The 23,756-nt window shown below is 71.0% G+C and carries 19 protein-coding genes and 1 tRNA gene; 11 read left to right on the forward strand and 9 right to left on the reverse strand.

The window, feature by feature from the left end:
* Window positions 1-14: 14 nt before the first annotated feature.
* The gene (coaE, locus tag FHS23_RS22250) at window positions 15-1,208 is read right to left on the reverse strand and encodes a dephospho-CoA kinase (RefSeq protein WP_183659304.1); all 1,194 of its coding nucleotides are present in this window, start codon (window positions 1,206-1,208) and stop codon (window positions 15-17) included.
* A gap of 155 nt (window positions 1,209-1,363) precedes the next feature.
* On the opposite strand from coaE, the gene FHS23_RS22255 reads away from it, so the two are divergent.
* Window positions 1,364-1,588, forward strand: coding sequence for a hypothetical protein (locus FHS23_RS22255; RefSeq protein ID WP_183659306.1), 225 nt, complete (start codon window positions 1,364-1,366; stop codon window positions 1,586-1,588).
* A 221-nt stretch (window positions 1,589-1,809) separates the two neighbouring features.
* Here FHS23_RS22255 and rpsA read toward each other — a convergent pair whose 3' ends face one another.
* Window positions 1,810-3,357 (reverse strand): 30S ribosomal protein S1, encoded by a 1,548-nt coding sequence (gene rpsA / locus FHS23_RS22260; protein WP_183659308.1) that lies wholly within the window; start codon window positions 3,355-3,357, stop codon window positions 1,810-1,812.
* Between the two features lie 359 nt (window positions 3,358-3,716).
* Here rpsA and FHS23_RS22265 point away from each other — a divergent pair, with 359 nt between their 5' ends.
* The 4 genes from FHS23_RS22265 to FHS23_RS22280 all read left to right on the forward strand — a co-directional run bounded on the left by FHS23_RS22265 (window position 3,717) and on the right by FHS23_RS22280 (window position 8,136).
* Window positions 3,717-4,604: a class I SAM-dependent methyltransferase gene (locus FHS23_RS22265; RefSeq protein ID WP_183659310.1), complete on the forward strand. Its 888-nt coding sequence runs from the start codon at window positions 3,717-3,719 to the stop codon at window positions 4,602-4,604.
* A gap of 180 nt (window positions 4,605-4,784) precedes the next feature.
* Entirely contained in the window at window positions 4,785-5,660 is an 876-nt protein-coding gene (locus FHS23_RS23465; RefSeq protein ID WP_246382604.1) for an ATP-binding cassette domain-containing protein, read from the forward strand.
* Window positions 5,657-7,549, forward strand: coding sequence for a YhgE/Pip family protein (locus tag FHS23_RS22275; RefSeq protein ID WP_183659312.1), 1,893 nt, complete (start codon window positions 5,657-5,659; stop codon window positions 7,547-7,549). Before FHS23_RS23465 ends, FHS23_RS22275 begins: the two co-directional genes overlap by 4 nt.
* Window positions 7,546-8,136, forward strand: a complete 591-nt coding sequence (locus FHS23_RS22280) for a TetR family transcriptional regulator (RefSeq protein WP_183659314.1) — start codon at window positions 7,546-7,548, stop codon at window positions 8,134-8,136. Before FHS23_RS22275 ends, FHS23_RS22280 begins: the two co-directional genes overlap by 4 nt.
* A 30-nt stretch (window positions 8,137-8,166) precedes the next feature.
* Here the strand turns inward: FHS23_RS22280 and FHS23_RS22285 are convergent, their stop codons facing one another.
* Together FHS23_RS22285 and polA are read right to left on the reverse strand one after the other, a co-directional pair.
* Window positions 8,167-8,757 carry a Rossmann-fold NAD(P)-binding domain-containing protein gene (locus FHS23_RS22285; protein ID WP_246382606.1) on the reverse strand — a complete coding sequence of 197 codons (591 nt, stop codon included), beginning with the start codon at window positions 8,755-8,757 and terminating at the stop codon, window positions 8,167-8,169.
* Between the two features lie 139 nt (window positions 8,758-8,896).
* Complete coding sequence (polA, locus tag FHS23_RS22290) at window positions 8,897-11,614, reverse strand: DNA polymerase I (protein ID WP_246382632.1); 2,718 nt, start codon at window positions 11,612-11,614, stop codon at window positions 8,897-8,899.
* 183 nt (window positions 11,615-11,797) lie between these two features.
* On the opposite strand from polA, the gene FHS23_RS22295 reads away from it, so the two are divergent.
* Complete coding sequence (locus FHS23_RS22295) at window positions 11,798-12,241, forward strand: hotdog fold thioesterase (RefSeq protein WP_183659318.1); 444 nt, start codon at window positions 11,798-11,800, stop codon at window positions 12,239-12,241.
* Window positions 12,242-12,319: 78 nt separating this feature from the next.
* Window positions 12,320-14,050, forward strand: a complete 1,731-nt coding sequence (locus tag FHS23_RS22300) for a hypothetical protein (protein ID WP_183659320.1) — start codon at window positions 12,320-12,322, stop codon at window positions 14,048-14,050.
* A 101-nt stretch (window positions 14,051-14,151) separates the two neighbouring features.
* Here the strand turns inward: FHS23_RS22300 and FHS23_RS22305 are convergent, their stop codons facing one another.
* On the reverse strand, window positions 14,152-14,766 hold the full coding sequence (locus tag FHS23_RS22305) for a response regulator (RefSeq protein ID WP_183659322.1): 615 nt from the start codon (window positions 14,764-14,766) through the stop codon (window positions 14,152-14,154).
* A 197-nt stretch (window positions 14,767-14,963) separates the two neighbouring features.
* Here FHS23_RS22305 and FHS23_RS22310 point away from each other — a divergent pair.
* Window positions 14,964-15,040, forward strand: a tRNA-Leu gene (locus FHS23_RS22310).
* A gap of 95 nt (window positions 15,041-15,135) precedes the next feature.
* Here the strand turns inward: FHS23_RS22310 and pip are convergent.
* Window positions 15,136-16,092, reverse strand: a complete 957-nt coding sequence (gene pip, locus FHS23_RS22315) for a prolyl aminopeptidase (protein ID WP_183659325.1) — start codon at window positions 16,090-16,092, stop codon at window positions 15,136-15,138.
* A gap of 122 nt (window positions 16,093-16,214) precedes the next feature.
* On the opposite strand from pip, the gene FHS23_RS22320 reads away from it, so the two are divergent.
* The gene (locus FHS23_RS22320) at window positions 16,215-16,997 is read left to right on the forward strand and encodes a MerR family transcriptional regulator (protein ID WP_183659327.1); all 783 of its coding nucleotides are present in this window, start codon (window positions 16,215-16,217) and stop codon (window positions 16,995-16,997) included.
* Between the two features lie 25 nt (window positions 16,998-17,022).
* Here FHS23_RS22320 and FHS23_RS22325 read toward each other — a convergent pair whose 3' ends face one another.
* From FHS23_RS22325 to FHS23_RS22335, 3 genes are all read right to left on the reverse strand, one after another.
* A complete protein-coding gene (locus tag FHS23_RS22325; RefSeq protein ID WP_183659329.1) occupies window positions 17,023-18,705 on the reverse strand; it encodes an ABC transporter transmembrane domain-containing protein in 1,683 nt (560 codons plus the stop codon).
* A complete protein-coding gene (locus tag FHS23_RS22330; protein ID WP_221219972.1) occupies window positions 18,702-19,826 on the reverse strand; it encodes a P-loop NTPase family protein in 1,125 nt (374 codons plus the stop codon). Before FHS23_RS22330 ends, FHS23_RS22325 begins: the two co-directional genes overlap by 4 nt.
* Before the next feature lie 132 nt (window positions 19,827-19,958).
* Window positions 19,959-20,891, reverse strand: a complete 933-nt coding sequence (locus FHS23_RS22335; protein ID WP_183659331.1) for a LysR family transcriptional regulator — start codon at window positions 20,889-20,891, stop codon at window positions 19,959-19,961.
* Between the two features lie 125 nt (window positions 20,892-21,016).
* On the opposite strand from FHS23_RS22335, the gene FHS23_RS22340 reads away from it, so the two are divergent.
* Window positions 21,017-22,432, forward strand: a complete 1,416-nt coding sequence (locus FHS23_RS22340) for a M20/M25/M40 family metallo-hydrolase (RefSeq protein ID WP_183659333.1) — start codon at window positions 21,017-21,019, stop codon at window positions 22,430-22,432.
* Window positions 22,429-23,721 (forward strand): MFS transporter, encoded by a 1,293-nt coding sequence (locus FHS23_RS22345; protein WP_183659335.1) that lies wholly within the window; start codon window positions 22,429-22,431, stop codon window positions 23,719-23,721. Before FHS23_RS22340 ends, FHS23_RS22345 begins: the two co-directional genes overlap by 4 nt.
* The last annotated feature ends 35 nt before the right edge of the window (window positions 23,722-23,756 follow it).

Below are 23,756 nucleotides of genomic sequence, written 5' to 3' on the forward strand. Positions count from 1 at the left end.
CACGGGTGGGCCGTTCAGACCTCCCAGCCCGTCTCGGCGGCCCAGCGCTCGGCGCGGACGAACGCGGCGTCCACCCAGGACTGTTTCTCCTCGGAGTAGTTCAGGGAGCTGGCGTCACCGGCGTGCGCACGGGCGAGCCGTTGCTTGATGTCGGCGTACACACCGGTCTCGGCAGGGTTGGCCCGGAGCCAGTCGCGGAACAGCAGCGCGAGCCGCCACGCGGGGCCTTCGGCAGACCGGACGTGCAGGTTCACCGGGCGCTGCGGGTCGGCGCCGTAGTGGAACCGCTTGTCCCACCGGGCGGGCGCGGTCTCCTCGTCCTGCGGCTGGTCGAACCAGTGCCCCTCGGCGCGGACGAACCCCGCGTCCGACAGCGCCTCGGAGATGAGGTCGGCCTCGCCGAGCGACCGCACGGTGAGCTGCAGGTCGAGGGTGTCCTTGGCGACCAGGCCGGGCACGGCGGTCGACCCGATGTGGTCGGCGCGCACGGCCTTGTCCCCCGCAGCCGCGCGTACCCGCGTCAGAAGCCGTTCGGCCTGCGCGGGCCACGTCGGGTCGGGTTCGACGAGCGCGGGTGGTTTCGGCGCACGCGGCCGCCGCAGGCGCACGTTGGCTTCGAACGGCACGATCCGCTCGTGCCACAGCGCGTCCACCTGCGCCCGCACGAGGTCGGGTGTGCCGCTGTTGTCCAGCCACACGTCGGCCACAGCCTCTCGCTGCTCTCGGGTGGCCTGCGCGGCGATGCGGGCGCGCGCGTCGTCGGCCTCCATCCCGCGGCTCTCGCCGAGCCGTCGGACGCGGAGGGCCTCGTCGGCGTCCACGACCAGCACGAGGTGATAGTTCGCGCCCATGCCGCCTTCGACGAGCAACGGCACGTCGTGCACGACGACCGCCTCCGCGGGTGCCTGTTCCATCAGCGCGACCGTCCGCCTGCCGATCCGCGGGTGCGTGATCGCGTTCAGCCGGGCGCGCGAGTCGTCGTCGGCGAACGCCTTGGCGGCGAGGGCCGCGCGATCCAGGTCGCCGTCGGCCGTGAGCACGTCGCTGCCGAACGCCTCGACCACCTCGGCCAGACCGTCCGTCCCGGGTTCGACGACCTCTCTGGCGATGCGATCCGCATCGATCACGGTGGCTCCGAGCTCGGCCAGCCTGGCCGCCACCGTCGACTTTCCCGCACCGATTCCACCGGTCAGCCCTACACGAAGCATGCGCGCATTCAACCAGCCGTCGCGACCGGCGCACTCTCCGGCGTCGGTCAAACCGTTACCCAGCAAATTCGGGTGACACGCCGCCCGGTTCCACCACCGTCCGGCGTTGATTACCTAGTCTCCCGGACAACGGCTATCGCCCAGACGGAGGAACGATGCCAGCCAACTCGTACGCCGGGAAACATCGCCTGGGAACACCGGGCCTGGTGCACTGTGTCATGCACCAGGCCGTCGCGAAGGCGCTCGACGAACACCGGCGCAACTGGCTGACCGCACTGCTCGTGCCCGCCAAGCACAGCCTGGCCGGGCTCCGCCGCCGCGCCCGCGCCGCCGCGCACGAACGCGCCTGGGCACCCGTACCCGCACGCGCGGCCGCCTGACCGTCGCCGGAGCGTTCCGCGCTCCGGCGCCAGGCACGCATCCTCCGTAACGCACGTTCCCCGGCCCGTCGCCGCCGCACGGCAGCGGCGGGCCGTTTCGTTGCCACGTTCACGGCGGCGCGACACCCCTGACACACGACGGTGGCCCCGGTCCGTGATCGGACCGGGGCCACCGTGGGTTCATCGCGTGCGGGAAACGCCCCGCGGGGCGTTCACGCTACTCACGCACCGCCGGAGAGCTTCTCGCGCAGCGCCGCGAGCTGCTCGTCGCTGGCGAGCGTGCCGCCGCTCTGGGCGGGCTGCTCCGACGAGCTCGAGGAGGGAGCCGACGACGAAGAGGAGGAGGACGACGACGTCGACGCACCGCCACCGGAGGTGTAGCTCTGGTCGCCGCCCTCGACGCCGGTCGCGGCGTCGGCCGCCGCGGCGGCGTTGGCGGCGGCCGCCTCGGCGACCTGCTTCATGTGCTGCTCGTAGCGAGCGTGGGCCTCGGCGTACTGCTTCTCCCACTCCTCACGCGCAGTCTCGTAGCCTTCCTGCCACTCCTGCGTGTCGGGGTCGAAGCCCTCGGGGTAGATGTAGTTGCCCTGGTCGTCGTACTCGGCCGCCATGCCGTACTGCGTCGGGTCGAAGTCGGCGTCGGGGGTGAAGCCCTCGTTCGCCTGCTTCAGCGACAGCGAGATGCGGCGACGCTCGAGGTCGATGTCGATGACCTTGACCATGACCTCGGTGCCGACCTGCACGACCTGCTCCGGGATCTCCACGTGGCGCTCGGCCAGCTCGGAGATGTGCACCAGGCCCTCGATGCCCTCCTCGACGCGGACGAACGCGCCGAACGGGACCAGCTTGGTGACCTTGCCCGGCACGATCTGGCCGATCGCGTGGGTGCGGGCGAACTGACGCCACGGGTCTTCCTGGGTGGCCTTCAGCGACAGGGACACGCGCTCGCGGTCCATGTCCACCTCGAGCACCTCGACCGTGACCTCCTGGCCGACCTCGACGACCTCGGACGGGTGGTCGATGTGCTTCCAGGACAGCTCCGAGACGTGCACCAGGCCGTCGACGCCGCCGAGGTCCACGAACGCACCGAAGTTGACGATCGAGGAGACGACGCCCTTGCGGACCTGGCCCTTGGCGAGTGCGTTGAGGAACTCGCTGCGGACCTCGGACTGGGTCTGCTCCAGGTAGGCGCGGCGGGACAGGACCACGTTGTTGCGGTTCTTGTCCAGCTCGATGATCTTGGCCTCGAGCTCGCGGCCGACGTACGGCTGCAGGTCGCGGACGCGGCGCATCTCGACCAGCGAGGCGGGCAGGAAGCCACGGAGACCGATGTCGAGAATGAGGCCGCCCTTGACGACCTCGATGACGGTGCCCTTGACGGGCTCGTCCTTCTCCTTGAGCTCCTCGATCGTGCCCCAGGCCCGCTCGTACTGAGCGCGCTTCTTGGACAGGATCAGTCGGCCTTCCTTGTCCTCCTTCTGCAGGACAAGGGCCTCCACCTCGTCACCGACGGCGACAACCTCGGCCGGGTCGACATCGTGCTTGATGGACAGCTCACGAGAGGGGATGACGCCCTCGGTCTTGTAACCGATGTCGAGAAGCACTTCGTCGCGGTCGACCTTGACGATCGTGCCTTCGACGATGTCACCATCGTTGAAGTACTTGATGGTCTTGTCGATCGCGGCGAGGAAGTCTTCCTCCGTCCCGATGTCGTTGACGGCGACCTGGGCCTGCTCGGCGCTCGGGGCGGGGGTGGTGTCGATGGTCATTAGGTGGGTTGCTCCGGTAGCGGATAGATGTCGAAGGGTTTGCAGTTTGCCGAAGCCCGGCATCTCCGGGACCGGTTCTCGGGACCCCGAGACGGCCGATCCGTCGACGTCGGGCAGCGCAGGACGGGTCACCGGGTGATGACCGTGCATTCGTCCAGGCGTCTCCGACGCTGAATCGCGCCACTGCGCCGCAACGGCCGCCGAGGATCATCTCGAGGTGCGCGACCACACGACCTCGCACGAAACTCGGGAGGCGAGAGGAAGCGCGAAACCCACTGCGCTAACAAACATCGTACGCGGCCGGTTGTGACCCGCACAATCAGGGGTGCACGCGTGATCACACCGCTTCGCGGAGGAGAATGGCGGGCGTGTCCGAGACGCCCTCCGCGGCCGGTTCCGCCGCACGCGACCCACGCTACGCGGACACGGAGCGCGCTCTCGGCACGGCGCGTGTCGCCTACCGCACCGTCGGCTCCACCGAAGCGGAGCGCGCCAGCCTGGCCTGGTGGGACGCCGACTCCGACACGTATCTCGACGAGCACGGAGACTTCCTCGGCGACGCCGATTTCGTCTGGTGCCCCGAAGGTGTCCGGGAGCAGCAGGCCCGACTACTCGGACCGCCGGACACGCTCGCCGGTGCCGACGTGCTCGAGATCGGCTGCGGTTCCGCGCCGTGCGCCCGGTGGCTCGCCGCGCAGGGTGCGACCGCGGTCGCGCTCGACCTGTCGGCGGGCATGCTCCGGCACGCCCGTGCCGCCGAGCGCCGCACCGGCCTGACCCCGGCCCTGGTGCAGGCCAACGCCGAAGCCCTGCCACTACGGGACGACACGTTCGACGTCGCGTGCTCGTCGTTCGGCGCGCTGATGTTCGTCCCGTCGCTCGAGACCGTGTTCAGCGAGGTGGCACGGGTGCTGCGACCGGGCGGCACGTGGGTGTTCTCGGTGACGCACCCGATGCGGTGGATCTTCCCCGACGATCCCGGCCCGACCGGGCTGACCGCCGTCGAGCCGTACTTCGACCGCACTCCGTACGTCGAGCAGGACGAGACCGGCACCGCGACCTACGTCGAGTACCACCGCACGCTCGGCGACTACGTCCGCGCGCTGACGTCGACCGGGTTCCGGCTGCTCGACCTCGTCGAGCCCGAATGGCCGGAGGGACACACCCGCGTCTGGGGCCAGTGGAGCCCACTGCGCGGCAAGCTGTTCCCGGGCACCGCGATCTTCCGGACCGAACGCACCTCCTGAGTCGTCGCCCGCTGCCGCACCCTCGACGGCACGGCAGCGCGTGGTGGCACGAAAGCGCGATGGCTGCACGGCACAGCGCCACAGCGCGGGCCCACGTCGCGCCCGCGGAACCCCCGAGACGCGCCCCGGTTCGACCCGGCCTACGATTTGAACTGACCAGTCAGTTCAAAAGGATGACGTATGCAGCTGATCGCCGATCGAGTAGGAATCGAGGGTCCTCACGGGCCTCTCGTGCCGCAGACCTCACTCACCGTCTCCTCCGGCGAGTTCGTGATCGTGAAGGGCGACCCGGGCACCGGCATCACGGCGTTCGGGCTTGCCCTAGCCGGTCGACTCCGCCCGGCAACGGGCACCGTGGCCGTCCACGACGCCCCGGTGGACCCGCCGTCCGAAGAGGACGACGAAGACGGCGCAGCACGGCTCGCACCCGGCGACGGTCCGGCCGACGAACCCGGCGACGGCGAACCCGGCGACGGTGAGGGCGACGACGGTGAGGGCGACGACGGTGACGGCGACAGCAGCAACCGCGACGACGGTGCCGGCGGCGACGGCGGCGAGAAGCCCGCTGCCCTATCCGACCGGCCCGCCGACGATCCGGTCACCGCTCCCCGTGCGGTGGCACGCCGGGTCGCGGTCGTCGACTCTCCCGGGGTGAGCGAGCCCGAGGACGCGCTACCGCTGCACGTCGTCGTCGGCGAGGAGCTGGCGCTCGCGGGCCTGCCCGCCGGCCGGGCGGCGATCACCCGCTGGCTCACCGACCACGACGCCGCCGCCTACGCCAACACCCGGTTCGAACGGCTCGATGCCGACCTCCGCACGCGACTGCTGACCGCGCTCGCCGCGTCCCGCGACGGCGTGCGGGTGCTCGTGCTGGACCGACCCGACCGGCACACGAGCGAGACCGGCGGCTGGCTGCGGCTCGCCCGTGAACACGCCGAGCGGGGGCTCGCCGTCGTCGTCCTGACCGCCACCGCCGCCGATGCGGCCCTCCCCGACGACCTCGTCCGCATCGGCCGCCCCGACCACGCACTCCCTGAGCCGGAGGCCCGCTCGTGAACGCCGTCCACCTCGCCCGTAACGAACTGCGCAGGCTCACCGCAGGCACGCTGCCGAAACTCGCCGTCGCGGCCCTGGTGCTGGTGCCGCTGCTGTACGCGTCGCTGTACCTGTACTCCAATTACGACCCGTACGGCAGGCTCGACCACCTTCCCGCCGCGATCGTCGACGACGACACGGGCAGCGGCAGCGGCGACGAGCACCGCGAAATCGGCCGCGAGGTGACCGACGAGCTCCAGCGGTCCGGCGACTTCGACTGGCACGAGGTGTCGCACGAGGAGGCCCACAACGGTGTCCGGGACGGCGACTACGCGTTCGCGATCACGATTCCCCGCGACTTCAGCACGGCACTGACCTCGAGCGCCGACTTCGAACCCCGGCAGGCCGGCATCACGTTGACCACCAACGACGCCAACAACTACCTGTCGCACACGATCGCCGATCAGGTGGCCGAGCGGGTGCGGGACACGATCGCGAAGAAGGTCGGAACGCAGGCCGCGGACCGGTTCCTCGTCGGGTTCTCCACCATCCACGAGCGCACCGAGAAGGCCGCGAACGGCGCGCGGCAGCTCGCGAGCGGCGCCCGCGAACTCCGCGACGGACAGCAGCAGCTCTCGGACGGCGCGTCGCGGCTCGCCACGAGCAGCAGTCAACTCTCCTCCGGCCTCGCGACCCTGACCTCGAACACCGAGGACCTGCCCGAACAGACTCGGAAACTGGCCAGCGGCGCGAACCGGGTCGCGGCGGGCAACGAACAGATCGCCGCCACGGCGTCGGCACTCGCACAAGGGTCGGCCGATCTGCAGAACCATCTGAACAACGTGAACGACCGACTCGGCCAGCGACTCCGCGAAGGCGGGCTCGACGAGAACGAGGTCCAGCACGTACTGGGCGTGCTCGGGAACGTTCGCACCCCCGTCGACGAGGCCGACAACCGGATCCAGCAGACGTCGTCGCAGCTGAACACCCTCGCCACCGGAGCACGGCAGGTCGCGAACGGTGCCGGGCAGCTGGCGGGCAGCGCACCGCAGCTGAGCGGCGGCATCGCCCAGGCCTCCGACGGGGCGTCGAAGCTGTCGAAGGGTGCATCGAGCCTGGACGACGGCCAGACCGACGCCCTGAACGGTACGAAGCAGCTCGTCGGTGGGGCCACCGATCTTCGGGACGGCCTCGACCAGGGTCTCCGGCAGATCCCGAACACCGACGACGACACGCGCGAGCGGACGGCCCGCACGATCGGCGATCCCGTGGCCGTCGACAACGCGAGCATGGCCAGCGCCGGTACGTACGGCGCCGGGCTGGCCCCGTTTTTCATCGGCCTGGCCACCTGGATCGGCGCCTTCGTGCTGTTCCTGCTGCTGCGCCCGTTGTCGACCCGGGCGCTCACCGCCGGTGCCGCACCGCTGCGGGTCGCCGTCGGCGGTTGGCTCTCGGCGGCGCTGCTCGGCACGGCGCAGGTCGTCGTGCTGCTGGCCGCCGTCACGTGGCTGGTCGGCATCCACGTCGCGAATCCGGCCGCGACGCTGGGCTTCGCGATCCTCACGTCGTTGACGTTCACGGCGATCGTGCACGCCCTCAACGCACTGTTCGGCGCGGTCGGCAAGTTCCTCGCACTCGTGCTGCTGGTGCTCCAGCTGGTCAGTGCGGGCGGCACGTTCCCGTGGCAGACCCTGCCCGAGGCCCTGCAGCCGTTGCACGTCGCGCTGCCGATGGGTTACGTGATCGACGGCCTGCGACACCTGCTCTACAGCGGAGCGTCGGCCGAAGTGCTTCTCGACGTCGGCGTCCTGGTCGCCTATCTCGTGGTCGGCCTGACCGCGTCGACGTTGGCGGCCCGCCGACGACGCACGTGGACGGTCGGGCATCTCAAGCCGGAGCTGGCGCTGTGACCCCGCGGGCGGAGGCGACCCGCAGGCGGCTGTTCGAGGCGACGATGCGCCTGGCACGCGGCACGGGGCTCGCGGGCGTCACCGTCGACGACATCGCCGCCGACGCCGGGGTCGCGAAAGGGACCGTGTACTACAACTTCGGCAGCAAGGACGGGCTCGTCGAGGCGCTGTTGCGGCACGGTGTCGGCGACCTGGCCGAGCGGATGACGGCGGCGGTCGAGGAGGCGGGCGACGACGCGTCGGCCGGGCTCGCCGGGCTGGTCGACGCCGCGCTGGCGTTCATCGAGCGGTATCCGGGGTTCTCGCAGATCCTCGTCAGCGAGTTGTGGCGGACGCCGGGCAACTGGGCGGAGACGCTCATGCCGCTGCGGGAGGAGATCCTCATGATCCTCGAACGGCAGCTGGCGCGGGTCGCGGCCTGCGGGCGCTTTCCGGCGGGGGTGCCGGTGCGCAGCGCGGCCACGGCACTGTTCGGGACGCTGCTCGTGTCGGCGTTGGACTGGCTGGTGTTCGAACCGGAGCGGGATCGGGCCGAGGTGCGTGACGCGGTGCTCACCCTGCTCGCCGCGCGAGCCGAGCCGGAGTGAGCAGGCGCGGGGCCCGAGCCGGGAGGCCGCTCAGGGCCTGCGCACCGTCCTGCGCTCCCCCAGCTGGTGCACCGACGTCGGCCTGCCGTCGATGGCGCGGCGCACCGCTTCGAGCACGCCTTCCTCGATCTCCTCGTGCCGCAACGGCCTGCCCGCCGCGACGTCCGATGTGGACCCGAGGAGCACCTGCTGGGTCGGCCGGTGCGGGAAGTGCGGGTCCGGTGGTTCGACGACGTCGCCGTGGGCCGGGATGCCGGTCACCTCGACCACGGGGGCCGCGTTCGACAGCAACGGCTCGACCGCGGCGAGCACGGCCTCCCGGTACGCCTCGTGCACCCATGCGACCAGTAGATGGGCCGGGCCCGCCAGCACCTCGCCCGCTTTCCCGGCGAGTTCGGCCGGCTCGTCCCACTGCGCCTGCACCCACGTCGCACGGCCCGGGCCGACGGGGGTGTAGCGGTTGCCTGCCGTCCAGCGGACCGCACGCAGCTCCGGGTCGCCTTCCGGAATGGGGGCGTACCGCCTGCTCGGCAGCACGACGTCCCAGCCGTCGACCGCAAGCTCCCGCGCGACCCCGCGGAGCATCCCGGTTCCGGCGAGGAGCAGCGCGCGGCGCGTCATGCGAGCACGATATCGGCACCGCACGGTCCCTGCAGCGCTCCGATTCGCACGCATGCTGGGCGGGCGGGCGAGACCTGCGGAGCAGCCGGTCGGACGCGCCCCTGCCGCCTGCACCGGCGACTGGCAGATCCTCGGGTGGTCAGTGGGCGGCGTCGTTCCAGGACCGGCCGAACCCGACCGACACCTCCAACGGCACGGCCAGTTCGCAGGCGGCACCCATCTCGCGGCGCACGAGCTGTTCCACCTCGGCGTGCTCGCCCTCGGCGATCTCGAGGATCAGCTCGTCGTGCACCTGCAGCAGCATGCGGCTGCGCAGGTCCGACGACGCGAGCGCACCGTACACGCCGAGCATGGCGACCTTGATGATGTCGGCGGCGCTGCCCTGGATCGGCGCGTTGAGAGCCATCCGTTCGGCCATCTCGCGCCGCTGCCGGTTCTCGCTCGTCAGGTCAGGCAGGTACCGCCGCCTGCCGAAGATCGTCTGCGTGTAACCGGACTTCGCGGCCTCGTCTACGACGGTGTGGAGGTAGTCGCGGACCCCGCCGAAGCGCGCGAAGTAGTCGTCCATCAGCCCGCGGGCCTCCTCGGTGGAGATCCGCAGCTGTTGCGACAGCCCGTAGGCGGACAGGCCGTAGGCCAGGCCGTAGTTCATCGCTTTGATCTTGGCGCGCTGCGGACTCGTCACGTCGGACGGATCGACCCCGAACACGGCGGCGGCCGTGGCGGCGTGGAAGTCGGTGCCGGACTGGAACGCCTCGATCAGGTCGGCGTCACCGGACAGGTGCGCCATGATGCGCATCTCGATCTGGCTGTAGTCGGCGGTCATCAGCTGGTCGTATCCGGCTCCCACGACGAACGCCTCGCGAATGCGCCTGCCCTCGTCGGTGCGGATCGGGATGTTCTGCAGATTCGGGTCCACAGAGGACAACCGGCCGGTCGCGGCGATCGTCTGGTGCAGGGTCGTGTGGATCCGGCCGTCGGGTGCGACCGACTTGATCAGCCCTTCGACCGTGCTGCGCAGCCGCGCGGCGTCGCGATGCTCCAGCAGGTGCTGCAGGAACGGGTGCTCGGTCTTCTCGTACAGCGTCTGCAGCGCGTCGGCATCGGTCGTGTAGCCGGTCTTGGTGCGCTTGGTCTTCGGCATGCCGAGCTCGTCGAACAGCACGACCTGCAGCTGCTTCGGCGAACCGAGGTTGATCTGCTTGCCGATGACACCGTAGGCGTTGTCCGTGGCCTCCTTGACCCGGCTCGCGTAGTGCGCCTCGAGCGTCGTCAGCTGCTCCTGGTCGACGGCCACACCCGCGGCTTCGAGCTCGGTGATCACCGACAGCAGCGGCAGCTCGATCTCGGCCAGCAGCCGCGCTCCGCCGATGCCGTCCAACTCGCTGGCCAGCGCATCGGCGAGTTCCGCGGTCGCCCGCGCGCGCACCAGCTCGTCGTGCACGAGCTCGGCGTCGTCGTCGGAGTCGGCACCGCCGGACGCGTCGAGCAGCGAGAGCTGTCCCTCGCCACCGGAGGAGTCTGACCGCATCTCCCGCTGCAGGTACCGCAGCACCAGGTCGGCGAGTTCGAACGTGCGCTGGCCGGGACGCACCAGGTACGCGGCCAGCTCGGTGTCCATCGTCAGCCCTCGCACCCGCCAGCCACGCGCCAGCAGGCCGTGCAGCGGCGCCTTGAGCGCGTGTCCCGTCTTGTGCGCATCGGGGTCGGCGAGCCAGGCGCCGAGGGCCGCCTCGTCGTCCGGGTCGAGCGTCGTGAGGTCCAGGTACGCGCCCTCGCCGTCGGAGGCCGCGAGGGCGAGCGAGGCGGCGTCGGCGGCGACGGACGTGCCCGTGACACGCACCGCGAGCCCCGTTGTCGTGCCCGCCGCGGCGTGCTCGGCCAGCCACGCGGCCACGGTGCCCGAGGCGAGTGCGCCGCCGCTGACGCTGAAGCCCTCTTCGGCCTCGGGTTCGGCGCTGGACAACGTCGCGAACAGGCGGTCGCGCAGCACACGGAACTCGAGCTCGTCGAACAACCGGTGCACCGCGTCGCGGTCCCACGCCTTGACCTCGAGATCCGCGGGCGCCTCCTCGAGCGGCACGTCCCGCACCAGCTCCGTCAGCTGCCGGTTGAGCAACACGCCGTCGAGGTGCGAGCGCAGCGCGTCGCCGACCTTGCCCTTCACCTCGTCGACGCGGTCGACCAGTTCTCCCAGGGAGCCGAACTGGCGGATCCACTTCGCGGCCGTCTTCTCCCCCACCCCCGGGATCCCGGGCAGGTTGTCCGACGGGTCGCCGCGCAGCGCCGCGAAATCCGGATACTGCACCGCGGACAGGCCGTACTTCTCCTGCACGCCGTCCGGGTCGAACCGCACGAGGTCGGACACGCCCTTCTTCGGGTACAGCACCGTGATCGTGTCGGTGACCAGCTGCAGTGCGTCCCGGTCGCCCGTACAGATGAGGACCTCGTAACCGGATCCGGTCGCCTGCGTCGAGAGCGTGGCGATCAGGTCGTCGGCCTCGTAGCCGGGCTTCTCGAGCACCGGGATCGTCAGCGCGCCGAGAACCTGTTTGATCAGCTCGACCTGGCCCTTGAAGTCGTCCGGGGTGGCCGAGCGGTTGGCCTTGTACTCGGCGAAGGTCTCCGTGCGGAACGTCTGGCGCGAGACGTCGAACGCGACCGCCAGGTGCGTCGGCTCCTCGTCGCGCAACAGGTTGATGAGCATCGACGTGAACCCGAAGACCGCGTTCGTCACCTGACCCGTCGACGTCCGGAACCGGTCCGCGGGCACCGCGTAGAAGGCGCGATAGGCCATGGAGTGGCCGTCGATCAGCAGCAGCCGCGGTGTCCCGTCGCCGGTGGCGGCGGGTGACAGGGCAGCCGACGACGCGGACGGCTCGGCGCCTGCGGGCTGTGCCGTGCCTGCGAGCGGTTCTGTGTGGGCGACCGGTTCCGTGCCTGCCAACGGGTCGTCGGTCTTCGCGTCTGGACTCACATCCGCGAGTCTAAGGTGAGGGTCCGACAGCGCTGCCTGTCCCATAGACCGAGGAGAGAACGAGTGACCAACAACGGTTCTGAGCAGGCGTTCCGCGAATCGCTGGCGGGTCTCACACCCGAGATCGCGGCCCAGCAGCTCAACACCAAGGTCGGCATGGAGTTCGGGCAGCTCTCGCCCGAACGCGTGACGGCCACCATGCCCGTCGAAGGCAACCTCCAGCCGTACGGCCTGCTCCACGGCGGCGCCAACGCCGTCCTCGCCGAGGCGCTCGGCTCGACCGTCGCCGTGCTCAACGCGGGCGAGGGCCGCATCGCCGTCGGCGTCGACCTGAACTGCACCCACCACCGTGCCGTCACCTCGGGCACCGTCACCGCGGTCGCCACACCCGTACACGTGGGCCGTTCCGCCGTGACCGCCGAGGTGGTCATCACCGACGACGCGGGCCGCCGCAGCTGCACCGCCCGGCTGACCTGCATGGTCCGCGACGCCCCGCCCGCGGGCTGACCACGGCGGGTCACCACGCCGGTACCCGTGGCCCACCGGGGCTCCGGGTACCGGCCCACCTGCCGATAGCCTGACCGGATGAACTCCGACGACGTGCGGCTCACCGCGGTCGAACTGGCCTCCTACGTCGAGGACCACCTCGCCGACGAACCGGAATTCGAGGTCGACCCCGAGGTCGCGACGACCGCTCTCCAGCTGCTGGCCGACGAGTGCGGAGTGCGTGAGCTCGGCGAACTCGGCGACGGCGACATGACCCGGCTGCTTCTCCAGGTGTATCCGGAGGCCCGGCCCGACGACGACCCGAACGACGTCGTCAACGCCGTGGACCTGCTGCTCGACTTCGCGTTCGACACCGATCGCATCGACGAGGACAGGCACGCCGAGCTGCTCGGCGAACTCGACGACGCCGAGACCGCCCTGTTCGGCTCCCTCGACCGGCCGAGGTTGGCCGAGAACGAGCCGGACCTCAAGAAGCTCTACAATCTGCCCGACCGGCTGGGCCCCGTCCGCCTGCCCGCCGAGGACGAACTCGCCGCGGCCGCCCGACGTTCACCGTTGCTCGCGCGGGCACGCGCACTGGCGGCCGCCGTGGTCGACGGCCAGGACCTCGCCGCGGCGGCGGACACGGCGGGGGTGTCCGAATCGGAACTTCCCACCGTGGCGGAACTCGCCTCGCACCTCGGGTTCGTCGAGTTCGACGACGCGGAGGACTCGGAGGACACCGACTCCGACGAGTCGGACGGTGACGGCGAGCCCGAGGACGGCGACGTGGTCGTGCCGGCTGTGGGCCCCGCCCTCGACGAGTGGCCCGACGGCGACGATGACGACGTGCTCACGGTGTGGGGGCACGCGCTCAACACGTTGCTCGCGTGGAGCCTGGCCGCCGACGCCGACCGTGCAGGTGACGAGACGCTCGACTTCACGGGCACGTCCGCCTGGTTCGTTCCACTGTTCCTCACGTGGCGCGTCGGCCTTCCCGTGCGCGCCATCAGCGACATGATGGCGGATCTGGCCACCGACGATCTGTCCGCCGAGGACGCCGCGACCGCGTGGGCCGCCTGGTCGGCCGAACACGGTGATCCGGCCGAGGTGCTGCTGGGCAGGCTCGCCGAGCTGGGTGCCGTCGAACTCGACGACGACCACGAGGCCGCCGAGGCCGAGGGCACGGTCGCGCGGCTGACGCCGTTGGCCGCGGCTTCGCTGCGGGGCGAGCTCGTCGAGTCCGGTGTGGACGTACCGCTCCTGCCCGCGCCACGGGACATGACGGCCGGCGACCTGATGGACGTGCTCGCCCACGGCCTCGACGGGGAGATCGAGGTGGAAGCTCCGGCGTGGTTCGCCGCGCGCACTCCGGTCGACGGGGCGCGGGAGCTGTTGGCCGCCGCCGCCGCCGAGGGCGATGCTCCGCGCCGCGCGGACGCCGTGACGCTGATCCGTGACCACGCGGGCGCCGACGCCGAGACGGCGTGGCGGGAAGTGCTGGAGACGCCGAGGCTGCAGCCACATGCGCGGCTCGAGATCGCCGCACTGCGCGGTGAGGACACCGACCTGAGCGACGCCGAGCTCGCCTGGCTCGCCGTCGACACGATCGCGGGCAGGCTCGGCAGGCACGAACCCGACGTGATCGCCGCGGTCATCGAGCACATCATCCCCGCGGGTGCGACGGGCCCGGTGGACACGATGTGGCGGGTGGACCACCCGGACACCGTCACGGTGCTCACTGCGATCGGCGAGCACCATCCGGACAAACCCGTCGCGAAGGCCGCGCGCAAGGCTCTCCACAAGGCGGCCGACCGCGCCGGCGCGTAGGGCGCACCCACCCGTCCCGACGACACGAGCCCCGTCACCTGCTGCGGTGACGGGGCTCGGTGCGTTCGGAGGGGCCGGCGACGCGGGCCGGCCCGTCCAGATCAGTCGGCGATGCTCTCGATCACGGCCTCGGCGACGGCCTTCATCGTCGAACGCCGGTCCATCGCGGTGCGCTGGATCCACCGGAACGCGTCGGGCTCGCTCAGGCCCTGCTGGCTCATGAGCAGGCCCTTGGCGCGGTCGATCACCTTCCGCGTCTCGAGGCGGTCCGTCAGGCCGGCGACCTCGGATTCGAGCGCCTGCAGCTCGGCGAACCGGCTGACGGCCAGCTCGATCGCAGGCACGAGGTCACGCTTCGCGAACGGCTTGACGAGGTAGGCCATCGTGCCCGCCTCGCGGGCCCGTTCGACGAGGTCACGCTGCGAGAACGCGGTCAGGATCACCACCGGGGCGATCCGGTCGCCCGTGATCTTCGAAGCGGCCTCGATGCCGTCGAGCTTCGGCATCTTCACGTCGAGGATCACGAGGTCGGGCTTCAGCTCGGTCGCCAGCTTGATGGCTTCCTCGCCGTCGCCGGCCTCGCCGACGACCTCGTAGCCTTCCTCGCGCAGCATCTCGACGAGGTCGAGGCGAATCAAGGCCTCGTCCTCCGCGACCAGCACGCGGCGCTGGGGTGTGGCGGCGCCTTCGCTGGCCTCGGTGGCCGCTTCGGTCACAGGGCTCCTCCTGGGACGATCAATCAGATAAAGACGTAGCGGGTTCCGCTAGATGCAGGCTACCGGTTCTCGGGCCGGCCGTGACGATGGCCTTCACCACGCGAGGTGATCACACGCCGGAAACCACAACGGCCGCCCAGCGTGGTAACCCCGATGCCGCCCGTGATGCCGTATCGAGTACAGTCGGCAACCCACACGCCCCCGTAGCCCAATTGGCAGAGGCACACGACTCAAAATCGTGCAAGTGTGAGTTCGAGTCTCACCGGGGGCACCACCTTTCTTCGCGGGAACCCGTGCCCGATCGGGCCGGGCGCCGGCGACCGCCCACGCCGGCCGCTACGCGCACTCCGACCGTCGTCGTTGACGCCGCTAGGCGAAACCGTCGGTAGCCGCAGTGATGGCCGCGCTCATACTCCCGCCGCGGTGACCCGTGTCGTCGAGTACCACCAGCTCACTGCCGGGCCAGGCGCGATGCAGCGCCCACGCCGTGTCGAGCGGACCGCTGACGTCGTAGCGCCCATGGATCAACACGGCGGGAATGCCGTGGAGCGACTCCACGGCACGAAACAGCTGCCCCTCCTCCAGAAAACTGCCGTGTGACCAGTAATGGGTCACGATGCGGGCGAACGTCAGCTGGAACGCCGGATCGGCGACCGACAGGTACGGCGCCGCATCGGGGGCCAGCGACATGTGGGTGTCCTCCCACTCGCACCATCGGCGCGCGGCCTCTGCCCGGACCCCGGGGTCGGGATCGTGGAGCAGTCGGCTGTAGGCCGCCGCCAGATCTCCGTCGCGCTCGTCAAGAGGCACGCCGTCGCGGAACCGTTCCCATTCGCGAGGGAAGATGCGGCCCATGGTCCGAGTGATCCAGTCATGGTGATCGCCGTCGGTCACCGCCGCGAGCACCAGCTCGGCCACCCGGTCCGGATGAGTCTGCGCATAGGCGAGGGCGAGCGTCACACCCCACGAGGCGCCCCACACCAACCAGCGTTCGACTCCCAGGTGGGTCCGCAGGGCCTCCAGGTCGGCAACGAGGTGCTGCGTCGTGTTCGCCGACAGGTCGACGACCGGATCGGCCGCCGACGGAGTGCTGCGCCCGGCGTTGCGCTGGTCGAACAGCACGACGCGGTAGCGCTCCGGGTCGAACAGACTCCGCATTCCCGGGGAGCCCCCTGTGCCGGGACCCCCGTGAAGGGCGACGGCCGGTTTGCCTTCGGGGTTTCCCGACACCTCCCAGTACAGCGAGTGGCCGTCGCCCACCTCCAGCATTCCCGAGTCGTACGGTTCGATCGGTGGATAACGTCCGTCCTCGGATCCGCGGCCCATCGAGGCATGATCGCGTGCCACAACAGTCGCGCACAATCGACGACCGTCGTCGTTGAGCTGTCACCGGCGCCGCCCTGGGCAGCCTTGCGGCTGACGTGGCGGAAGGTTCTAGCGTCGCCTGTATGACCACGACGACGATGACGATCGGCGAGGTGTCGCAGCGCACCGGCCTCACCGAACGAACACTGCGCTACTACGAGGAACTCGGATTGCTGGCGCCCGAGCGCGACTCCGCGGGCCGACGACGGTACGACGCGGCCCAGCTCGACCGCCTGTACCGGATCCGGCTACTGCGAGAACTCGACACTCCCCTCGCCGACGTCGACCCGGACGGCGCCGACCTGCTCACCATCACCAGCAGGCAGCTCGGCGCGCTCGACCGGCGCATCGGCGAGCTGTCCCGCCTACGCGAGCGGGTGCGCACCGTCGAGGACCGTCTCATGCGCGGCGATCACCCCGCCGACGCGGAACTCGTCGGCGTCATGGCCGGCCTGCCGAACACCGACTCCGAGACCGTCGCCACGCGGCGCCTCACCCTGCTCGTCTACCGCGACATCGATGCGGCCCAACGGCACCTCGTCGACGTGTTCGGCTTCGTCCCCGGCCCGTTGGCACGTGACGACTCGGGCACTGTCGTGCACGGCGAGGTCCGCGCGGGCGACGGCGTCGTCTGGATGCACAGGGAAGCGCTCGAGTTCGGACTGGCGTCCCCGGCGACCCTCGGCGCCGCGACCCACTGCATGGCGGTGACCGTCGACGACTGCCAGGCCCACCACGAGCGGGTGCGCGACGCGGGAGGCGACGTCGTCTACGCGCCGACGGAAATGTCCTACGGGGTGCTCGAGTACGGCGTGCGCGACGCCGAGGGCGGCCTGTGGTCGTTCATGCAGCCCCTCGACGAATAATCCGCTTCCCCGATCACCCGAGCGCTCACCGACCCGCGGGCCCGGGTCCGAATCCAGCCGCCGCCACCCGGTTCCGGTCGCTGTCCACCGGCGTCAGGTCCCACACGTCGTGGTCGCCGACGAGCTCGTCCGGCACCTCGGTCGCCAGGACCACGACGCCGGGGTAGTCGGCCAGCAGGTCCCGCAACAGCGCCGCGCCGCCCGCTCCGAGCTGGTCCTCGACGTGGTCCAGGACCAGCAGCGGCGGCCGCTCGTAGCGGGCGCGGGCCAGGTGCAGCCGTGCACGTTCGGGCATCGAGAGCGGTTCGCCGCCACGGCGCAACACGGTCCGCTCACCGTCCGGCAGCCCTGCGACTCGCTCCGCGAGTCCGACCGCGGCCAACTCCGGTTCGACGGGTGATCGCGCATCCGGCCGGCGATAACGCACCGCCCGTGCGATGGTCCCGCGTTCGACCGGCACTCCGCGCGCGGCGAATCCGACATACCTCCGCCGCTGTGCCGGTTCCAGGACGCCGAGGTCCTGCCCGGACACCCGTATCCAGCCGCGCGCCCGCGCGCCTCCGCCTTCACCGCTGCCCGCCAGCAGGCCGACCACGGCGTCGACCCACCCCTCGCGCGCACCGCGGAGCACCACGCGCGCACCGGGCGCGGCCACGAGGCCGGGGACACAGGTTCCGTCGACCCACAGGTCGTGCACGTGCACCCCGGCGTGTGCGGGCCCTTCCTCGGGGCGTACCGGCCGCTGCGTCCGTCCCCCGTACGGCGGCGGTAGCGCGAGTGCCGGCGCCAGTATACGTCGGGCCGCGAGGTACGACTGGCGGTACTCGACGACCCTGCCGAGGTCGTGAATCGGCGTCGCCAGCACCCCGACGACGGTGATCGTCGTGGCGACCAGGGCGTGTTCGAGGCCCGTCCACGCGCCGGCGACGACGACGCCGAGCGTGGCGACCGTGGCCGCGCCGACGGCGGTCCCGCGCAGGTAACCGGCGACGTGGGCCCTGCGGACGGCGCTGGCCCGCACCGCGGCGCTGCGGCGGGTGAGCCTGGCGAGTTCCCGACTCAGCCCGCCCGCCGCACGGATCCCCGTTCCCGCGGCGACCGTGTCACCGACGTGCGCGGCCAACCGGCCGCGAGCCCTCCTGACGCTGCGCGCCCGGGTGTAGGCGCTGCGCGCCAGCAGTGCGAACACGACGGCGAGCAGCACCAGCGGGACGGCCACCGCGACGGCGAGTGCGGGATGCAGCAGCGCCAGGACGGCCAGCACTCCCGCGACCAACGGCACCGCACCGGCCAGTGGCGCGATTCCCCACGCGACCCAGTTGCGCACCGCCGCGAGGTCGTTGGTCGCGCGGGCGATCGTGGTTCCCAGCGACGGGCCGTGTCCCCCTTCGAGGGCCGCGGCGAGCAGGCCACCCCGAATCTCGTGTACGTAGTCCTGGCTCAGCTTCTCGGCGACGACCCACTCGATCACGCGGATGCCGCCCATGCAGAGAGCGGCGAGGAGCAGGACACCCAGCCAGAACCACCGATCGGCCGGCACCGCCTGCAGCAGGCGCGGCATGCTCACCGCCGTGACACCCGCAAGCGCCGCCTGGGCCAGTCCGGCCCCGACGAGCGATCCGAACAGCACCCGTCTGCCGCCGGTGAGCAGCGGCGGCAGCGACGGGCGGCCCGCGGGTGAGTCCGCGGGTGAGTCCGCGCCGGTCACAGGACGGCCGTCGCCACGTCCGGGTCGGCGAACGCGAACGTGTCGATCACAGGTACGTCGAGCACGGATCGCGCCTCCCGCACCGCAAGGGGCGCGGACGTGACGACCCCGCTGACCGCAGCGACCGGCACGCCGCGGTCGCGCAGGAGCGCCACCCCGCCCGCGGCCCCCGCCGCACCGTCCGCGGCGAAGATCACGTGGTCCACCACGTCGGTGAAGAGCGGGTCTGCCAGCAGACGCGCCGTCTCGTCCTGGTAGAGGCCGTCGGCGATCTCGAGCACGATCACATCCGTGCCCGGGTCCGCCAGCTGTGCCACCAACGACAGCAGGATCCCGCGCACCTGCCCGTGCTCGAGCCGGAACGTCGTGGGAAAGCCGAAATCGGTGAAGTCGAGTACGGCCGCCGCCCCGGCGTCGGTGAACCCGTTCGGATCACCGCCCGCACCCGTACCGGTCACCTTCCCCGCCGTGACCCGCAGTCCGGACCGCGACAACCCGTGGATGATCGAGGCGACCGTGGTGGACTTGCCCGAGTTCATCGACGTGCCGACCACGCCGATGATCGTCGGACCCGCGGGCCGGAACGGCGGTCCCGCCGGGTCCGGCAGCAAGGTGCGGCCGGCGTGCCGCCGCATGGTGACGACACCGCGAGCGTCGGCGAGCAGGCCCAGCGGGCGGATCACCGTCGGCTCGTCGATGTCGTGGTGCTTCTCCGTCGCCCGCGCGGCGATACCGCCCGCGGCGACGAGGTGCGCAGGCCGCAGGTCGCCGGGCACGAGCGCTTCGAACTGGTCGGGTGCATACCGGTGGCCGTACGCGACGAGGATCTCGTCGCCGACGAACAGGGCCTGTCTGCGCCCGGTGGGACTCTCCAGCCGCGTGTGCTTGCCGAGCTCCTCGACCCGAGCCAGCACCACGTCACCGGGCGCCGGCACGACGTCCGGCCCGTCGACCAGGGTGTAGCCGTCCGGCGACGCGTCGAGCCGCGCGGCGACCGACCGGGTCGTGTAGGCCTTCTTCGCCCGCCGCAACCGGTCGGGTCTCAGCGGCGTGGGCAGGGGCGCAGGCTCCGGCCACATCGGCGTCGCGAGCGTGCGGTCGTGCTCCGTGGACACGGTCATGATGCGGTGCTCCTCCTGTGCCGGTCGCGGTGCGGGTGTCCGCGTTCTCACCACACAGGACGCTATGGCCGCCGGATGAGGCCTCCATGGGAACGAGATGAACGATTCCTTATCCCCGTGCCCACCGTGCACTCAGGCGGGCTCGGCCGTCCGGTCGTCGTCCCGGTGACCACGCAGCAGCGACACCAGGACACCGACGAACTGCATCGCGGGGGCCGGAAGCCTCCTGCCCGGCATCGTCTGCACCTGCGCTTCGCGCTGGCGGAACACCGGATGATCCAACCGCACGTAGGACACGCCGTCCGAGAACGCGTCCCTGTCGAGGTCGCCGAGGTCGCCGACCAGCGCCACGCCGCCGCCGTCGCGCACGAACTCGTGCAACGGTGCCAGTCCGTCGCACACGAGGACCGGCGTGACGGTCAGTCCCTCGATCCCCGCTCCCAGGTCGAACAGTTCGCGTTGACTGGTGCTGGGCGACGCCAGTGCGAGGGGGTGGTCGCACAGCTCGGCGAGCCCGACGCGGTCGCGCCGCGCCAACTCGTGACCCGCCGGCACGATCACGGCGACGTCGGTGACCGTCGAGCATTCCACCCTCACGTGGTGCTGTGGCCCCATCGCATAGGTGACAGCGATGTCGGCGATACCCTCCACCACCCGGCGCGTCGCCTCCTGCCGGGCCACGATGTCCAGTTCGAACGTCACGTCGGGATGGTGGCGGCGGAACCGGGCCATCGCCCGGGGCACGAGTCGTCTGCCGAACCCCTCCGAGCACGCCACGACGACGGGCCGTGCCTCGTGGTCCGTCCCGGCACGGAGCTCGTCGACCAGGGCTGCCGATTCGGCCTCGCTACGTCGTGCGTGCGCCACCAGCCGCGCTCCGGCGTCCGTGAGCACCATCCCACGCGGCTTGCGGTCGAACAGGGCGAGACCGAGGTCCGCCTCGAGTTTCGCGATCTGCCTGCTGATCGCCGACGGGGCGACCCGCAACGTGTCCGCCGCACTGGTGACCGAGCCCGTGCGGGCGACCTCCGCGAAGTAGGCCAGCCCCGTCGGCAGTAGCTGCATCGCGATCACCTTTCGCCCGAGTTGCCGATATTAGAACGGTCGATGGCGAAAACGGCAATGGTGACCGGCCCGGACGTCCCTTAATCTGCTCGACCAAGCACCGTCGAGCAGGCCGAGGTGATTCCGTGCTTTCCGAGCAAATTCGCAGAAAAGCCGAGTACTACGTCGATTCCGGCGATTTCTCCGACGAGCTCGCCAGGATGGTCGCCTTCCGGACGGAAAGCGCAACACCCGACGGCCGTGTTGCCGTCAAAGCATACCTCGACGACGTGCTGGCCCCGGCGCTCACGGATCTGGGGTGCACCGTCACCGAACACGCCAACCCGGACCCGTCCGGTGGGCCGTTCCTCGTGGGCACCCGCGTCGAGTCGCCGGACCTGCCCACCGTGCTGTGCTACGGGCACGCGGACGTCGTCGAAGGACTGGGTGACCGGTGGAGTCACGGGCGTGACCCGTGGCGGCTCACCGTCGAGGGCGACCGGTGGTACGGCCGCGGCACGGCCGACAACAAGGGCCAGCACCTGGTCAACCTCACCGCGCTGCGGCTGTTGCTCGCCGAGCACGGCGAGCTCGGCTTCAACCTGACGATGCTGTTCGAGACCGGCGAGGAGATCGGCTCGCCCGGCTTCGCCGAGTTCGCCGCCGCCCACCGCGAACTGCTGGCCGCCGACCTGCTCCTGGCCTCCGACGGCCCACGACTCGACGCCGCGACACCGACGCTGTTCCTCGGTTCCCGCGGTGCCCTCGGCATCGAACTCGACGTCGACCTGCGGTCCGACTCGTACCATTCCGGCAACTGGGGCGGGCTGCTGCGCAACCCCGCAACGACGTTGGCGGGAGCCGTGTCGAGCCTCGTCGACGGGCACGGCCGCGTCCGCGTTCCCGGGCTGCTCCCTCCCGAGCTACCGGACGAGATCCGCGAGGCGCTCGCCGGCGTGCGGGTGGCGACCGGCCCCGGCGATCCCGTGCCCGACGACGGCTGGGGCGAAGCCGGCCTGACTCCCGCCGAACGGCTGTACGGCTGGAACACCCTCGAAGTGCTCGCGCTGGGATCCGCCGACGTCGACCGGCCCGTCAACGCGATCCCCGGGCGCGCCCGCGCGGTGTTGCAGCTGCGCTACGTCGCAGGCACCGATGTGGACAGCGCCGAACGGATCATCACCGAGCATCTCGCCGAACACGGCTACCCGATGGTCGGGGTACGTATCACCGGCCGGTTCGCCGCAAGCCGGACCGATGTGGACGGACCGTGGCCGCGCTGGGCCCGGACAGTGCTCGAGGAGGCCACCGGCGGGAACGTGGCCGTGCTGCCCAACATCGGCGGTTCGCTGCCGAACTTCGTGTTCACCGACGTGCTCGGACTGCCGGCGCTGTGGCTGCCGCACTCGTACCCCGGGTGCCTGCAGCACGCACCCGACGAACACCTGCTCGCACCGATCGCCCGGGAGGGCATCGTCCTCGCGGCCGCCCTGTTCGACGCGGTCGGCCACCCGACGGCCGACCGCCCGCTGCCGGCCTCCGGACGGAAGGATCTCCGATGACGACCCCGGCCACGGCGCCCGCCCGCACGCCGGTGTCGGCCCGGCGCGCGATCGCCGCCGCCACCATCGGTAACGCTCTCGAATGGTTCGACCTCGCCGTCTACGCCCTGATGGCGACCTACATCGGCAGCACGTTCTTCCCGGAAGGCGCACCCGGGGCCCAGCTGGTGCAGGCCTACGCCGTGTTCGGCGTGACCTACCTGATCCGGCCACTGGGCGGGCTCGTGCTCGGCGCCTACGCGGACCGGCACGGCCGGAAGAAGGCGCTGGTCCTGACGATCTGGCTGATGGTCGCGGGCACCTTCCTGATGGCGATCATGCCCGGCTACGACACGCTCGGGATGGCCGCACCGCTCGCGGTCGTGGTGGCCCGGTTGATCCAGGGTTTCGCCGCGGGCGGCGAGTTCGGCGCCGCGACCTCGTTCCTGGTCGAGCACAACGAGCAGCGCAAGGGGTTCCTCGGCAGTTTCCAGTTCGCCAGCCAGGGACTGGCGACGCTGATGGCGGCCGGCTTCGCCACCGGCCTCACGGTCGTGTTGTCGGACGAGGCGATGACGAGCTGGGGCTGGCGGGTGCCGTTCGTGTTCGGGCTGCTGATCGGCCCGGTCGGGTACTACATCCGCCGTCACGTCGACGAGTCCCCCGCCGTCCGGGAATCGCCGAACGACGACGCGAACGACGGTGGACGCTCCCCCATGCTGGCGGTGTTCCGTGACCACTGGGGCGGCCTGCTCATGGCAGGCGGCGCGCTGGTCGTGTCGACGGCGCTGAACTTCATCCTCCAGTACCTGCCGACCTTCGGCATCGAGCAACTGGGACTGGACGACTCCCTGTCGTTCACCGCCCTGCTCATCACGGGTGTGATCCTGACGTTCCTCACGCCGTTCGTCGGGCTGCTGGCCGACCGGTTCGGCCGCCTTCCGATCATGGTTCCTGCGGCGTTGCTCATCGGCGGCGGCGTCGTGCCGTTGTTCGTCTGGGTCACCCACGTGCCCTCGTTCCTCACGCTGGCCACGGCGATGACCGTCCTCGGCATCCTCAAGGCCTGCTACTTCGGGGCGTTGCCGTCGGTGATGTCCGACGTCTTCCCCGCACGGGCCCGCGCCACGGGGCTGTCGTTCAGCTACAACACGGCCGTGGGCGTGTTCGGCGGTTTCACGCCGACGATCGCGGCAGCGCTGGTCGCGGGCACCGGTTCGCAGATCTCGCCCGGGTACTACCTGCTCGCGGTGTCGTTCGTGAGCCTGGCCGCGCTTGCGGCCGCCTTCCGCACCCGCGGGGTCCGCTGACGCCGGCCGCTCCCCCGGTGTCCGGCCGGCGGATC

Source organism: Prauserella isguenensis, assembly GCF_014191605.1.
Lineage (GTDB): Bacteria > Actinomycetota > Actinomycetes > Mycobacteriales > Pseudonocardiaceae > Prauserella > Prauserella isguenensis.

Bases quoted from the DNA above. Each gene is read 5' to 3' on its own strand.
- FHS23_RS22285 (WP_246382606.1), bottom strand. From the start codon at position 8,757: ATGACGCGCCGCGCGCTGCTCCTCGCCGGAACCGGGATGCTCCGCGGG.
- FHS23_RS22330 (WP_221219972.1), bottom strand. From the start codon at position 19,826: ATGACCGTGTCCACGGAGCACGACCGCACGCTCGCGACGCCGATGTGG.
- rpsA (WP_183659308.1), bottom strand. From the start codon at position 3,357: ATGACCATCGACACCACCCCCGCCCCGAGCGCCGAGCAGGCCCAGGTC.
- FHS23_RS23465 (WP_246382604.1), top strand. From the start codon at position 4,785: ATGCAGCTGATCGCCGATCGAGTAGGAATCGAGGGTCCTCACGGGCCT.
- FHS23_RS22320 (WP_183659327.1), top strand. From the start codon at position 16,215: ATGACCACGACGACGATGACGATCGGCGAGGTGTCGCAGCGCACCGGC.
- FHS23_RS22265 (WP_183659310.1), top strand. From the start codon at position 3,717: ATGGCGGGCGTGTCCGAGACGCCCTCCGCGGCCGGTTCCGCCGCACGC.
- pip (WP_183659325.1), bottom strand. From the start codon at position 16,092: ATGGGCCGCGGATCCGAGGACGGACGTTATCCACCGATCGAACCGTAC.
- FHS23_RS22300 (WP_183659320.1), top strand. From the start codon at position 12,320: ATGAACTCCGACGACGTGCGGCTCACCGCGGTCGAACTGGCCTCCTAC.
- coaE (WP_183659304.1), bottom strand. From the start codon at position 1,208: ATGCTTCGTGTAGGGCTGACCGGTGGAATCGGTGCGGGAAAGTCGACG.
- FHS23_RS22345 (WP_183659335.1), top strand. From the start codon at position 22,429: ATGACGACCCCGGCCACGGCGCCCGCCCGCACGCCGGTGTCGGCCCGG.
- FHS23_RS22335 (WP_183659331.1), bottom strand. From the start codon at position 20,891: ATGCAGCTACTGCCGACGGGGCTGGCCTACTTCGCGGAGGTCGCCCGC.
- FHS23_RS22255 (WP_183659306.1), top strand. From the start codon at position 1,364: ATGCCAGCCAACTCGTACGCCGGGAAACATCGCCTGGGAACACCGGGC.